The organism is Paraburkholderia guartelaensis, from assembly GCF_004353905.1.
GTDB lineage: Bacteria > Pseudomonadota > Gammaproteobacteria > Burkholderiales > Burkholderiaceae > Paraburkholderia > Paraburkholderia guartelaensis.
The window spans coordinates 66,060-79,911 of sequence record NZ_SMOD01000031.1 but is presented as its reverse complement, the minus strand read 5'-3'; the positions used below and the strand labels follow the sequence as shown (position 1 = coordinate 79,911).

Here is a 13,852-nt window from a genome sequence, read left to right as displayed (position 1 = left end):
ATCAATCAAGTGAACAATGGCCAGACGGCAGCGACCCAGATCGCGGCCAGCATCGTGCCGAGCAAGACGGATTGCCGGGGCGTGTAGCGTTGCGGGAAATACAGCAAGGCAAGCAGCGGCGCGCCCGAGCACAAGAGAGCCACCGCCAGCCACAACGGCAAAACACCGTGTGCGGCCAGCAGCAGCGGCGCAACGCTGGCGAATGGCAGCGCCAGCGCGGCAACGGTCAGCATATCGGCACGGGGCTGCGCCGCCTCTGCAATCGGCAGCGATCGCATGAACTGCCCGGCGTGGAGGTGCGCCGCGCGCAAATCGCGATAGGTCGTCGCGGCGATCAGCGCAATCACGGCCTGCGAAATCAATGTCAGCGGAACGGCGCGCGTGTCGAAATTCCAGAGTCCAAGCAGGAAGCATGTGGAGGCCGTGACGGAGCCCATCACCAGGTAGCGTGCGAAGACGCCTGCGGCGCGATCCCACACGATGCCGATCTGCAGCCTCGTCACAGGCGAAAGATTCTGCACAACGTTCGCGCGCATGCAACCCATGACGCGGCGTGAGCGCGCACCGGGCCATCCAGACCATGAAGTCGAAGCAACCGGTTTATGGGCGATCGCGAACGCTGCAAGCAGCAAGGGTATGAGCAGAAGCGCCGGGCGGATCGTGTCGCCCGTCTGCAACGCGCCGACGAGGACAACATTGGCGGCGACCAATGGAATCGCGTTGCGCGCGCTGCGCGACAGCGCAGTCAATTGCCATCCAAGCGTAATCAGCAGCAGATCGAGAACGAACAGATAGTTGGTGGCCTTCTGCGGCAGAAAGGCCAGCGCGACCGCGGCGGCGAGCACGGGCAGAAAGAGCGGCGTACTCGCGACGAGCACGACAGCGATATCGACGGCACGGCGGCGGGCATGTGAACTGGGCAACGAATCGAGGAAAGTCGCGAACGCGCCGCCCGTGATGGCGCCACGTTGCGCGAGCACCCACAACATGCCGACGGCTTCGAGCATATGCACCCACACGAACCGCCATTGCATGCCATGTGAAGGCGCGAGAGCAGCGAGTACCGGTGCACCGAGAATCCGCGTCTGGGCGAACACAGGCATCGCCGGCAGCAACAGCAGGACGGAAAGGATCAGCGCCTGCCAATGTCTGCGCAACATGCGAGACGTTGCGAGGGCATACCACCGCAGTCGGCAGGACAACATCATGTTTTCAACTTCCCTTAATCCCTTAACGCAGTCGCGAAATCGTGCACTGGACGGACTCGATATCGTGCCACGTCGGCTGCGGTGCAACAACCGCGCGCGCCTTTCGTCGGCACTCCCGCGTCGATTATTCAAAATAACATACAGATAACTTTCATATTTATTTCATAGATCGGCTTTCAATTTTTTATCCGGTCGCTATGGCGTGATTTAAATGCAATGTTATATCATTACATTCAGAACCCGAGGCCAGCCGAAACTTTGTGAGGCGGGCCCGGAAAACAATAACTCTTCCCAACCGCATCATGATCCACCGCACACTCATCGCCCGCGCGGCGCTAGTCTCGTTCGCCATGATCACGGCCACGCAGGCGCGAGCTGCAGACGCCGACACCACACTCAACGGCACAGTGAAGGACATGTCCGGCAAGCCGGTGGATCACGCTGCTGTCGTACTCCAGGACGCAAACGGCGCGCAGGCAGGAGAGACCACGACCGATGCGACTGGACACTTCGAACTCCTTCACGTTGCCACGGGCACTTATGCGGTGACCGTCACGGCGCCCGGCTTTGCCGCCGCCTCGCAGATCGCGACCACTGCACCGGCGAGTCCAGCCAGCGTGGCAGTGGTTCTGAACAAGGGCGACACGCTCGACGTGCAGGTCAACGCGAAGCGGCTCAACGAGGCGCGTAACGGCCTGCTACCCGAGACTGGCAGCAGCATCTACCGGATCACCCAGGCCGACATTCAGGCCATGCCGCAAGGCCAAAATACGCCGCTGAATCAGGTGCTGCTGCAAGCCCCGGGCGTCGCGGACGACTCATACGGCCAGGTGCACGTGCGCGGCGACCACGCCGACCTGCAATACCGGATCAACGGCATTCTGATTCCCGAGCCGATCAGCGGTTTCGGGCAATCGCTCGATACACGCATCATCGACCAGCTCAATCTGCTGACCGGCGCGCTGCCGGCCGAATACGGCTACCGTACGGCCGGTATCGTGGATATCCGCACCAAATCCGGCGATCTCGGCAACGGTGGCTCGATCGATGTCTATGGCGGCAGCCACCAGACCATCCAGACGAGCGCCGATGTCTTCGGCAGCAAGGGCGATTTCAGCTATTACTTCAGCGGCTCGCTGGGCGAAAACAATCTGGGCATCGAGGCGCCCACTGCGTCGCCGAGCCCGATCCATGATCACACGCGTCAGGGCAATGCCTTCGGGTATATGTCGTACATCATCAACCCGCTCACGCGCGTGAGCGTGATGTTCGGCACGGCATCCAACCAGTTCGAGATCCCGAATACGCCCGGCCTCACGCCGAACTTCATGCTCGCCGGCGTGCCCACGTTCGATTCCGCCAACCTGAACGAAACCCAGTCGGAGCTGAATAACTTCGCTGTGGTCGCGCTACAAGGCACCAACGGCGGGGCCCTCGACTATCAGGTTGCGCTTTTCACGCGCTATACGCGCACCCAGTTCAATCCGGACCCGGTCGGCGACCTGATCTTCAACGGCGTCGCCTCGCAGGACTTCCACAGCGATACCGCCAACGGTCTGCAAGCTGATACCACGTACCGGCTCAACGACCACCACACGCTGCGCGCCGGCGTGCTCTTCCAGCAGGAGCATGCGAACTTCTCGGACAACGTGACCGTTTTCCCCGCCGACGCCAATGGCAATCAGACCTCGGATGTGCCCTTTACGCTCTCCGATTCGAGCAGCAAGACGGGCTACCTCTACAGCGCGTACATCCAGGATGAGTGGAAGATCACCGACAGGCTGACCTTGAACTACGGTCTGCGCTATGACGGCATGGACGAATACGTGCAGGCGAACCAGTTGAGTCCGCGCATTGGCGCGGTGTTCAAGCTGACGCCCACCACGACATTTCATGCCGGCTATGCCCGCTACTTCACGCCGCCTTCGTTCGAACTGGTGTCCAGCTCCACCGTCAGCCGCTTCAATGGCACGACTAACCAGAGCGAGGTCACGCAGAACGATCCGGTGCAGCCCGAGCGCGCCGATTACTTCGACCTTGGCGTGACCCAGCAAATCGGCTCGGACCTCACGCTGGGCCTGGACGCGTACTACAAGAAGGCCCACAACCTGCTCGACCTCGGCCAGTTTGGCGCGGCGCTCATCTATACGCCGTTCAACTACCAGTACGGACGTGTCTATGGCGTCGAATTCACGGCCAACTACAAGCATGAAAACGTGTCGGCGTATCTGAATCTCGCCTATAGCCGCGCAATGGGCAAGAACGTCACGTCCGCCCAATTCAATTTCGGTGCGGACGAACTAGCCTATATCAGCAACAACTGGGTATTCCTCGATCACGACCAGCGCGTGACGGCATCCTTCGGCGGCGCCTACAACTGGCATCGCACCACCTTCACGATGGACGGCACGGCAGGCAGCGGCCTGCGCAACGGCTTCGCCAACACCGGCAAGATGCCCTTCTATGCGCAGATCAATCTGGCCGTCATCGAGCATTTCAACCTGCCTGTGGTCGGCAAGATGGATGGGCGGGTCGTGGTGATCAACGCATTCGGCAGAACGTATGCGCTGCGCGACGGTTCCGGCATCGGCGTGTTCGCACCTCAATACGGCCCCTATCGCGCGTTCTATGCAGGACTAACCAAATACTTTTGACAGAACCACATAACCGGGTGCCTCCATGCAAGACTGGACAGGAATCGCGCAGGCCGCGCGGGTTGGCGGATGGGTCGTTTATCCGCTCACCCTGCTCGCCATCGTTGCGCTCATCATCACGCTCGATCGCGCGTGGGTGTTCTGGCGCTTCGCGGTCATTCCCGCCGCCCCGCAGACGCAATCCCATGCAGGTGACGAGCCCGATCGCACCGCTGTGCTACTGCGACTGCCCCCGCAGCACGCGCTGCGCAGGCTGCTCGAACCGTTGATCGGTCACGCTAGCAAACCCGCATGGTGGATCGAAGCCAGGGCGGGCGCGCTCGCACTCGATGTACAGCGCGATATGTCGAGAGGCCTCTGGGTGCTCGAAACAATCGTGACAGCCGCACCGCTGCTCGGCCTGCTGGGAACGATTGTCGGCATGATGCATGCGTTCCGGCTGATCGGAAATAACGGTCTCGTCAATCCTGGCGGCGTGACCGGCGGCGTGGCGCAGGCGTTGGTCGCGACCGCCATCGGCCTCGTGATCGCGCTGGTCTCGCTGTTCGCCTTCAATTATTTTTCGAGGCGTATCGACAGGCTCATGGACGAGCTCGAAGCGATCGTCAACACGTGGCTCAGCAATGTGAGACTGGCGCAGGAAAGCGAGGCGCTATCGTCATGAAGCTGCGCCGTTCCCGGGCATCGAAGCGCGGTCGCATCGAGATCATTCCGATGATCGATGTGATGTTCTTTCTGCTCGCCACCTTCATGCTCGCTTCACTTACGATGCAGCGGCTCGACGCGGTCAAGCTCGATCTGCCGCGCGGCACAGCGCAACCGCTTGCCGCGCAGCAGCCCCTCACGCTCAGCGTAAGCCATAACGGACAGATCGCGGTGAACCGCCAGGACGTCCAACTCAATGAAGTGGCGGGAACGATAAAGCGCCAGCTGGCTGCCGATGGAAACGTGGTTGTCGCCGCGGACGCAGGCGCGCCGAACGGCCTGGTCGTCCAGGCCATGCTCCAGGCGCGCCTGGGCGGAGCCGGCCACTTCCTCATCGCGGTACAACGTGACCAACCGTAGCATCGCGCGCTTCGTCAGCCTGCTTGACGCGCGCGGCCCGAGAGCCCTGGTCGGATGCGTTGTGGCGCTCGCGGTGTGGTCCGCATTCGTCAGCATGTTCGTGGTCGGTCTTTCGGAAAGTCCGGAACGCGCCCGTGCGTTGACGCTCGATGCGCGCATGGTGGAGATCACTCCGCCGGCGCCGCCCCAACCGCCAGCCGCGGTCGCACGCCCTGCTCCGAGCATCGCAGCAACACCCCGCCCTGCGCGCGTGGCTCGGCCAATGAATCGGCCTGCGGCTCCGGCTCCCACGCACTTGCCTGCGCATACCGAATCCCCGTTGCCCGCGGCTGCCGCTCCGCAGCCGGCAACGGCAACGGCAACGACGCATGCCAGCACCGAAAACGCAGCGGCTACACCCGCTCCGTCCAGCACCCCTTCCGCAGTGTCCGGCGATACCACCGCGCGGCCGGTTATCCGGCCGTTGCCCGTGCTTCCCGATGACCTGCGCGAATACGCGTACCAGGCCATCGCGCTAGCTCGCTTCACCATCCATCCGGACGGATCGGTCGACGTCGCGCTCGTCAAACCCACACAGAACCCGCGCCTGAACCAGTTGCTGCTGGAGACGCTTCGAAACTGGCACTTCTTCCCCGCGATGAAGCAAGGACATCCGGTCGAAAGCGAACAGGACATCCGCGTCCATTTCAATATCGAGTAAGGCCGGTAGCCTGGCTGCTGACATATACTCGTCGTGCCGCGCCGGAAAACCCTCGAAAGCCTCGACGGCTCGCGTCTGGTGCGACCCCTTAAATCTGGTGCAATAGTGACTTCGTGATTTGAAATGAGCGATGGCGTGGAGTACAAACGGCTCGTCGACCTTCCGGGACTCGTTCTCGGCACCGGGCGTTTCAAAGCGTTCAATTTCGGCCGGCACTACCATCTTGACTATCACGTCGGGCTCGTGACCGAAGGGGTTCAGCGCCAGTGCGTGAACGGAGAGGCCGTGTTGCTCGGGCCGGGTCGCATTTCCTTGATGCCGCCCGGCGAGATCCATGACGGGGTTGGGGAAAGCGGAGATGCTTATACGCTGAGGACCTTCAGGCTATCCCAGGACCTGCTGAAAGAAGTCACAGCCGAGGTAACGGACTCCACTCGCGAGCCCGGGCTGAAAGGCATGATGATCGAGGATCTGACGCTCGCCGCGCACCTGTTGCAGTTCCACGATGCGATGCGGTCGTCGCCTGACGCTTCCTCGGTGTCTGTGCAGTCGGAATGGCTTTCCCTGCTGTATGTCCTGTTTAAGCGGTCCGGAGCCATCAAGCCGATCGCCGTCAAAGGGACGCTCTCGCCAATGCATCGGCAGCGGCTCAAAGACTATTGCCTGTTCCACTTGGCGGAGAAAATCACGCTCGACGAATTGGCCACCTTGTGCGGTCTGGGGCGCTTTCATTTTTTGCGTCGATTCAAGCAGACAGTCGGCATGACGCCTCACGCCTGGCTGCTTCGTCTGCGGCTGGAACAGGCGTGCGCCCAGTTGGCCCGCGGCAGGCAATCCATTGCCGAAGTCGCCCAGGGCGTCGGGTTTTACGATCAAAGCCATTTCAACAGGGCGTTCCGTCAAGCATTCGGCGTGGCCCCGTCCGCGTACTGAGCCGATGGGCCTTAGATCGCCTCGCGCGTCAATTTTTTACAAGCCAGCCGCCCCGTTCCTCTTTAGGATCAGCAGAAGTTCGGCAACGGTTGTTCCGATCGCAAACCTGGATGCCCATCGCAATGAATCTGCACTTTGAAACCCCTTTGGTGGAGTCGCGCGCCTTGAGCGTCGCTGGCGAACAGTCCGTGTGGCTCAAGCTCGACGCTTTGCAGCCATGTGGATCGTTCAAGATCCGGGGCATTGGCCACGCTTGCGCCGTCCACCAAAGCCGTGGCGCACAGCGGTTCGTGTCCTCCTCCGGGGGTAATGCAGGTCTTGCCGTTGCTTATGCGGGCCGGCGCCTGGGCGTTCCCGTTGTTGTCGTGGTGCCGGAAACCACGACCGAGCGCGCCAAAGAGTTGCTCCGCCTGGAGGGTGCGGAGGTCGTGGTGCACGGCAGTTCCTGGCAGGAGGCAAACCAGTTCGCGCAAACGTTGCTGGGCGCCACGGACGCGTTTCTGCATCCCTTCGACGATCCGTTGCTGTGGCACGGCCATGCCTCGATGATCGATGAAATTGCCCAAGCCCGCTTCAAGCCCGATGCCGTCGTGCTTTCCGTTGGCGGCGGCGGCCTGCTTTGTGGCGTCGTGGAAGGCCTGCAGCGCAATCATTGGCACGATGTGCCGGTACTGGCTGTCGAAACCGATGGCGCCGCTTCGCTCCATGCCGCTGTCGAGGCGGGGCATACGGTGACGTTGCCGTCTATCTCCAGCGTCGCCACGTCGCTCGGCGCCAAGCGGGTGTGCGAACAGGCGTTGCGCTGCGTGCGCGAGCACCCGGTACACAGTCTCGTCGTGTCGGACTCCAGCGCGCTCGCTGCCTGCGAGCGTTTTCTCGCGGATCACCGCATCCTGGTTGAGCCGGCTTGCGGCGCAGCGCTGTCTGTCGCCTACGACAGGCATCCGGCGCTGGCCAATTACAAGAAGGTTCTGATCGTCGTATGCGGCGGCGCCACGGCCACCATCGATCAGATACGCGCGTGGTCCGGCGAGGCACATAGCCGATGACCTTGTGCCCCCACCGGCGGAAACGATAGAATCGTCTCCGCCGAAAATAGAGTGGCAGGTTGGTATCTCCTGCGCCCAGTTGTTGGGTTCTAAATCCGCCGCGGCGTCAACCCTACTTTCACCAAGTGGAGGGGACGCGCTGTGGACACGACGCTGCGTACCCCTCTGAACGAGGAGTCTGCACAGATGCGCAGCAACACCCAAGACCCGTCAAACGCAGAAGGAGCGCGGTTCAGCGGATTGACTTTCGACCGCGACGCGCTGACCCGACTGCTTCGAGAATGCGGCGACGAACCGACCTTCGAGCACTGCAGTTTCGACGGCGAAGACCTTTCGAATCTCGATCTCCGTGCCGCCCGATTCACACAGTGCACCTTCGAGCACACCCTGCTCGAGCACTGCGAACTCTCAAGAAGCCGCTGGTTGGCGTGCAAGGGCGCAGCCGCGAAATTTCGCTACGCCAATCTGAGTGACGCGCGCTTCTATCGCAGCGATCTGAACAATACCGATTGGACAGGCTCGAAACTCGCGTCGGCGTCATTCACCGAGGTGAAGCTCACGGGCGCCCGCTTTGTCGACGCCCGTACGCTAGGGCTCAGCTTTCACGATTCACTGCTCGTTGGCGCAGACCTGAAGGGGCTCTCCTTCCGGAAACAAACCCTTGAGGCACTGAATTTCTCCGACGCGGATCTGTCCGACTGCGACTTTCGCGACGCTGTGTTCGAAGGCGGCAGCCTCAGCAACGCCCAGTTGCGAAACAGCCGCTTTGACGGTGCGGACCTACGCTCTGTAGACCTAAGCGGTTTTCGGATCTCCGATGTGCTGCAGCATCTCAAAGGCACGATACTCTCCGTCGATCAAGCCGTGATGCTGGTTGGAGATTGCGGAGTGCGCGTGTTGTAGTTCGGTGAAGGCCGGCACGAGCTGGCCTTCGCTTGCCAACGACACGGCAACATCTGCCGGGAACTCCCGTTGCGCTATAAGGAAGCGCAACTTACAGGAGCCCGATATGCACTGGCGTCATCTAGCGCCTGGTTCGCTCATCGCCGCAGCATTCTCATTACCGATTGCATGGGGTGCGAGTGACGACGCGCAGATGAATAGGCCAAACGACCTTCATACTGCCACCCCTATCAAGCACCTGGTCGTGATCTATGGCGAGAATGTCTCGCTCGATCACTACTTCGCGACCTATCCGCATGCGGAAAATCCTTCAGACGAACCGGCGTTCAACGCATTGCCCGGGACGCCCAGGGTGAATGGCCTAGCAGGGCCCCTGCTCTCCAGAAATCCGAATGCGACGAATCCGGCCAATGGCGCGGGCGCAGCGAACCCGTTCCGTATCGACCGTACGCACGCGGCCACCGCCGACCAGGATCACGCCTATGCGGCAGAAGAGCAAGCCTATGACAACGGCGCGGTCGACCTGTTCCCGAAGTACACGGGCAAAGGCACGACCGACGGCCCCGGTGAGTCCGGAAACAATGGCGAGGTGATGGGCTATTACGACGGCAATACCGTCACTGCGCTATGGAACTACGCGCAGCGATTCGCGATGAGCGACAACGCCTGGTCATCGACCTATGGCCCGTCGACGCCGGGCGCGCTGGAGGTGGTCTCGGGTCAAACCAACGGCGTGAAGACCGTGCTGACGACGAAAAAGCCTTCGGTCCCGGGCTCCTACTACGTGAACGACGGACAGGGTGGCTTCACGCTGATCGACGACGTCGATCCTGCCTTCGACCGATGCTCGAGCAAGCGGGACACCGTCATGATGACGGGCAGAAATATCGGCGACCTTTTGAACGCGCGCAATATCTCGTGGGGCGGCTTCATGGGCGGCTTCAACCTCGATACGGTGAACAGCAATGGCACGACCGCGTGCAGGCGCAGCACGCTATCGGCGGTCGTTGGTGCGGCCACGGCGGACTACGTTCCACACCACAACTGGTTCCAGTACTATGCCTCGACGTCGAACCCGAAGCATTTGCGCCCGAGTTCTATCCAGGCCATCGGGCATACCCTGGATAAAGATGGCCGGACCCGGGACCCCGCCAATCATCAGTACGATTCCGACGACTTCTTCAGCGCGGTGAACGCCGGGAACTTTCCGGCCGTGAGTTTCCTCAAGGCCCCCGCATTCCAGGACGGTCACGCCGGCTATTCGGATCCACTCGACGAGCAGGCGTTCGTCACGAAGGTCGTCAACTTCCTGCAGCGCCAGCCGGACTGGGCCAACACCGCCGTTGTCGTGACATGGGACGACTCGGATGGCTGGTACGACCACGCATACGTATCGCCGACGAGTGCGTCATACGATTCGGTCGCCGACCACCTGAATGGCCAGGGAAAATGCGGTACCGGCTCCGCACAGGACGGCGTGAACGGCAAACCCGTGAACGGCCGCTGCGGCCCGGGCGCGCGCATTCCGTTTCTCGTCATATCGTGCTGGGCGAAGGAGAATTTCGTCGACCATACGTTGATCGACCAGTCGTCGGTCGTTCGCTTCATCGAAGACAACTGGCTCGACGGAGAACGTATCGGCGGTGGGTCGTTCGACAGCAAGGCTGGCAGCATCATGGGCATGTTCGATTTCAGCCGCCGTGGCGAAGACCTCGCTCAACGCAAGCTGTTTCTCGACCCGCCGACAGGGCTGCCGGTCGACACGCCTGCGAAGGTCTGGCGCGAGGCGGCACGGAACTCGACAGCTCTCCCCATTCCTGTTTTGATTCCGATTCAATGTCAGGGTAAACGATGCCGTGCGCGCCATTTCTACACTGGCTTCTTGTAGATATGTCAACGCGCTTCTGCGCTTCGTTTCCGTGGATTGCGGCCTCTCGATAGTTCATATGGTTGATTTGGAATCCAAATCTCTCTCACCTCCATTTGCTGGCCTCTACACGGCCGCCCCCATGCGCCACCAGCACCATGACTGACTGTGGCTACAGTGACAGCCCGAGATAAAAGCGTGGCGCTATGTATCAAACGAATAACGCCCTCGCCTTTACACAGACCCTTGCAAATTTTTCTGACGCCCGAGAGGGTACGGCGATTGCACCACTAGCGAAACGCGTTGACGTGAACGCCGATTGCCAGATGACCCTCAGAGACCCAGACGGCTTTCAGCGTTGCGTGACGCGATGCTGCCAGACATTTGCATGAGCGGGGGCTCTTCTATGTCGAACCGACACGAGACCTCTCCTGCCGAGACGGGCGAGGTCCTGGTACTGGTGGGCGCCGCTTTCGCTGTACTTGGCGGTTGGCTCGTCGCAATGGGTTCCACGCCCTACTACGTCGTCACCGGCTTCGCGCTGATTGGCTCGGGCACCCTCATGGTACGAAGCCGCACAGCAGGCGTCTGGAGCGTCTTCTTTACGCTCGTCGCGGCACTTGTGTGGTCTATCTCCGAAGTCGGCCGCGACGGCTGGAAGCCCATGCCGCGCCTGCTGTTGCTCGCTTTGCTCGGCATCTGGTTCTACCTCAACATCGTCGTCGGCAATTCGGCGATCGCGCGTCCCGTTCGCGTCGTGGCGAGCGTCGCGGCAGTCGTCTATGCACTCACGATCGTCGGCATGTTCTCGCCCAAAGTGCCCATGTCGGTGGCGCAACACCTGCGCTACGGACCGCTATCGCCTCCCCACAGCAGCAGCAGCGCGTCGTCCGATCAGGGCAGCTAGCGCCGCCCGACATTCTCGCTGAGAACGATTTGAGAATTGATTTCGATTCAATTGACCAGACCACGATGCGCGTTCTTTCAGGTTTCATCGGACGAGGGGGGAACACCAGTTGCTTGAAGGCAGACCCGGAGGTCACAGAGGTAAGCCATCGTGCTCATACAATTCCCAGCTGAAGAAGCCTACTACCACGCGAGCGGCACAGTCCGGTATCGTGCCGTCGTCGACGGCACACCGGTCATGTGCGAAATATCCCCAGAGGCCCTTGAAGATTATTTTCGTGCGCGCGCCGGTCGCGCTGGCCTGTTAGCGGCCTTCTCGACACATAGGAAGGAGATCGAATCAATTACCAGACAGATTCTCCCCCACCGGATCTCATCAGGCCGCTGCCAGATTTTCTTGCGCGACTGCCTGCGCAAGCCCGGCATGATCGAAGCGGACATCAAGCACAACAGGGGAATCGTGGAAGTTGCCCAACGCGAGGAAACGGGAATCGCGAGCGCATACATACCCGCGGAGATGAACGCTCTCGAGGCTGGAAGTGCGTTGACATGAGGGCGTGCTCTGCAATGTAAGGCCCTTGAATGCGAAAGCCCCAACGAGTCCTTGACGCACTGCAGTGTGAATGAAGGCACGCTATATGCGCACCTTCGAAGTTGCATCGCAGCAGCTCATCGCTGCGAACTGCTTTCACCGTGTGCGCGGGCTTGAAAAATACCATGAAGAACGCCTCGCGTATGTGGCACGGAGGCGGTTGAGGATTCTGTTCGAGACCGCCCTTCTCACGAATTCATCAGCGGGATGGCCACAATAATGAACAGCTTCGATACCGTCATTCTGGGAGCCCTCACCCAACTGCAGCTTCCTCCCCAGGTCAATTACGCAATTGGTGTGATTGCCGACTTCTACACATTCAAAGGCTATTTGTTGATTCCGCTATTGTGGTGGATCTGGTTCCAGCCACACGAGCGGCGTGGCTGGCGCCGCGAGATCGTACTCGCCACGCTGGCAAGCGGTCTCATTGCACTCGCGGTGGGACGCCTCCTTGCGCGCGTTCTGCCATACAGGGAACGGCCGCTATTCACACCGGGCCTGAATCTACATTTCGCCTCTTCACCGGTGCAACTCGCCGGGCTGATGCACTGGAGTTCCTTTCCTAGCGATCACGCCATGCTGTGGACGGCAGTAGCGATGGGGATCTTCCTCGTATGGCGAGGCATCGGCATACTTGCGTTCTTGTCTGTCGCGGCATTCGTCTGCTTTCCACGGGCTTATCTGGGCTATCATTACCCCACGGATTTGCTCGTCGGTGCCTTTATCGGCATCGTGATTACCTGGATCATGACGCGCAGAGCCGTGAGAAGGCGCACTGTCAAGCCCTTCATGCGCTTCGTCATGCGCTACCCCGGTCCGGTTGCGGCGGTCGGCTTCTTGCTCTGTTTCGAGCTGGTCACGCAGTTCGACGATCTTCTGCGGCTCGCCCATTCGGTACTGCACACGGTAACTTGACGGATGCCGGCGTCGAATCCACGCCAACCCTGGTTGCAGACTTTCCCGCCCACCGCCTTCGCGATGGTGATGGCGACCGGCATCGTCTCGATCGCAGCCCATCTTCTGGGCTACGACGTTATTGGGTGGCTGCTTCTCGGCATCAATGGAGCGGCGTGGCCCGGTTTGCTTGCCATCACGCTGTGCCGTCTCGTGCGCTATCCACGCGCGGTGCATACCGATATCGTCGATCATAGCCGCGGACCGGGCTTTCTCACGGTCGTTGCAGCGACTGCTGTGCTCGGCAGCCAACTCTCGGTGTATCACGTCCTGCCACGCGCGTTACCGTGGTTCCTCGGTCTTTCAGCCACGCTCTGGCTCGCTGTCGCGTATACGTTTCTCGCTGCAATGACCATTGGCCAGCGAAAGCCCGGCCTGCATACCGGGCTCAACGGAACCTGGCTGCTGCTGGTCGTTGCAACCGAGTCGATTGCGGTCCTGGCTCTGGCCGTTTCGCGGATGAACGGCGAGAGCGTGCCGCTGCTCGATCTGCTCGCGCTCGGGGCGTGGCTGCTCGGCGGCGTGCTGTACATGATCCTCATCACGCTCATTTTCTACCGGTGGTGCTTCGTGCCCATGACGGCTGCGGACCTCACGGAACCGTGGTGGATCAACATGGGAGCGATGGCCATTACCACGCTGGCTGGCAGCCGTCTCATTCTGGCCGGGCATGACCTCGTGGCCTGGCCCGGCAGCGACCTGTTCGTGCTGCGGGTCCTGACCACTGCGTGCTGGTTCACGGCAACGTTCTGGATTCCTCTGCTTGCCGCGCTCTACATCGAGAAGCACGTCATCATCGGCGAGCCGGTTCGGTATACGGCGGCCGAATGGTCCGTCGTCTTTCCGCTTGGCACGTACTCTGCCGCGACCTTCCTGTATGCCGAAGCCACCGGGCTTCACGTTCTCGCGTATGTGGCACACGTCACCGTGATCGTCACCTTCATGGCGTGGACGTTGGCTTTGTTCGGACTGCTACGCGCTTCGGTCAGGTCTGTCAAAAGAAAATAACGAACGTGGCGAT

General features: G+C 61.0%; 12 protein-coding genes and 1 pseudogene. 12 read left to right on the top strand and 1 reads right to left on the bottom strand.

Annotated elements, in window-relative coordinates:
* Positions 1-5: 5 nt before the first annotated feature.
* Positions 6-1,160, bottom strand: a complete 1,155-nt coding sequence (locus E1N52_RS31285) for a hypothetical protein (RefSeq protein WP_133187148.1) — start codon at positions 1,158-1,160, stop codon at positions 6-8.
* 350 nt (positions 1,161-1,510) lie between these two features.
* On the opposite strand from E1N52_RS31285, the gene E1N52_RS31280 reads away from it, so the two are divergent.
* From E1N52_RS31280 to E1N52_RS31225, 12 genes and pseudogenes are all read left to right on the top strand, one after another.
* Positions 1,511-3,862 (top strand): TonB-dependent receptor, encoded by a 2,352-nt coding sequence (locus tag E1N52_RS31280; RefSeq protein WP_133187146.1) that lies wholly within the window; start codon positions 1,511-1,513, stop codon positions 3,860-3,862.
* 25 nt (positions 3,863-3,887) lie between these two features.
* Entirely contained in the window at positions 3,888-4,526 is a 639-nt protein-coding gene (locus tag E1N52_RS31275) for a MotA/TolQ/ExbB proton channel family protein (RefSeq protein WP_133187144.1), read from the top strand.
* Positions 4,523-4,927 carry an ExbD/TolR family protein gene (locus E1N52_RS31270; protein ID WP_133187142.1) on the top strand — a complete coding sequence of 135 codons (405 nt, stop codon included), beginning with the start codon at positions 4,523-4,525 and terminating at the stop codon, positions 4,925-4,927. The genes E1N52_RS31275 and E1N52_RS31270 overlap by 4 nt, the downstream gene beginning before the upstream one ends.
* A 424-nt stretch (positions 4,928-5,351) precedes the next feature.
* Positions 5,352-5,627 carry an energy transducer TonB gene (locus E1N52_RS44945; RefSeq protein ID WP_246089295.1) on the top strand — a complete coding sequence of 92 codons (276 nt, stop codon included), beginning with the start codon at positions 5,352-5,354 and terminating at the stop codon, positions 5,625-5,627.
* 123 nt (positions 5,628-5,750) lie between these two features.
* On the top strand, positions 5,751-6,560 hold the full coding sequence (locus tag E1N52_RS31260; protein WP_133187140.1) for an AraC family transcriptional regulator: 810 nt from the start codon (positions 5,751-5,753) through the stop codon (positions 6,558-6,560).
* A 122-nt stretch (positions 6,561-6,682) separates the two neighbouring features.
* On the top strand, positions 6,683-7,609 hold the full coding sequence (locus E1N52_RS31255) for a pyridoxal-phosphate dependent enzyme (protein WP_133187138.1): 927 nt from the start codon (positions 6,683-6,685) through the stop codon (positions 7,607-7,609).
* Between the two features lie 141 nt (positions 7,610-7,750).
* Positions 7,751-8,512: a pentapeptide repeat-containing protein gene (locus tag E1N52_RS31250; protein WP_246089294.1), complete on the top strand. Its 762-nt coding sequence runs from the start codon at positions 7,751-7,753 to the stop codon at positions 8,510-8,512.
* A gap of 106 nt (positions 8,513-8,618) precedes the next feature.
* Positions 8,619-10,277: pseudogene (locus E1N52_RS31245) on the top strand (phospholipase C); the annotation flags it as partial.
* Positions 10,278-10,785: 508 nt separating this feature from the next.
* Entirely contained in the window at positions 10,786-11,286 is a 501-nt protein-coding gene (locus tag E1N52_RS31240) for a hypothetical protein (protein ID WP_133187136.1), read from the top strand.
* Between the two features lie 150 nt (positions 11,287-11,436).
* On the top strand, positions 11,437-11,838 hold the full coding sequence (locus tag E1N52_RS31235; protein WP_165979480.1) for a DUF1488 family protein: 402 nt from the start codon (positions 11,437-11,439) through the stop codon (positions 11,836-11,838).
* A 258-nt stretch (positions 11,839-12,096) separates the two neighbouring features.
* Entirely contained in the window at positions 12,097-12,792 is a 696-nt protein-coding gene (locus E1N52_RS31230) for a phosphatase PAP2 family protein (RefSeq protein WP_133187132.1), read from the top strand.
* A gap of 33 nt (positions 12,793-12,825) precedes the next feature.
* Complete coding sequence (locus E1N52_RS31225) at positions 12,826-13,839, top strand: tellurite resistance/C4-dicarboxylate transporter family protein (RefSeq protein ID WP_165979479.1); 1,014 nt, start codon at positions 12,826-12,828, stop codon at positions 13,837-13,839.
* Positions 13,840-13,852: the final 13 nt, after the last annotated feature.

Coding starts and splice junctions, on each gene's coding strand:
- E1N52_RS31285 (WP_133187148.1), bottom strand. CDS start 1,160: ATGTTGCGCAGACATTGGCAGGCGCTGATCCTTTCCGTCCTGCTGTTG.
- E1N52_RS31280 (WP_133187146.1), top strand. CDS start 1,511: ATGATCCACCGCACACTCATCGCCCGCGCGGCGCTAGTCTCGTTCGCC.
- E1N52_RS31275 (WP_133187144.1), top strand. CDS start 3,888: ATGCAAGACTGGACAGGAATCGCGCAGGCCGCGCGGGTTGGCGGATGG.
- E1N52_RS31270 (WP_133187142.1), top strand. CDS start 4,523: ATGAAGCTGCGCCGTTCCCGGGCATCGAAGCGCGGTCGCATCGAGATC.
- E1N52_RS31260 (WP_133187140.1), top strand. CDS start 5,751: ATGAGCGATGGCGTGGAGTACAAACGGCTCGTCGACCTTCCGGGACTC.
- E1N52_RS31255 (WP_133187138.1), top strand. CDS start 6,683: ATGAATCTGCACTTTGAAACCCCTTTGGTGGAGTCGCGCGCCTTGAGC.
- E1N52_RS31240 (WP_133187136.1), top strand. CDS start 10,786: ATGTCGAACCGACACGAGACCTCTCCTGCCGAGACGGGCGAGGTCCTG.
- E1N52_RS31230 (WP_133187132.1), top strand. CDS start 12,097: ATGAACAGCTTCGATACCGTCATTCTGGGAGCCCTCACCCAACTGCAG.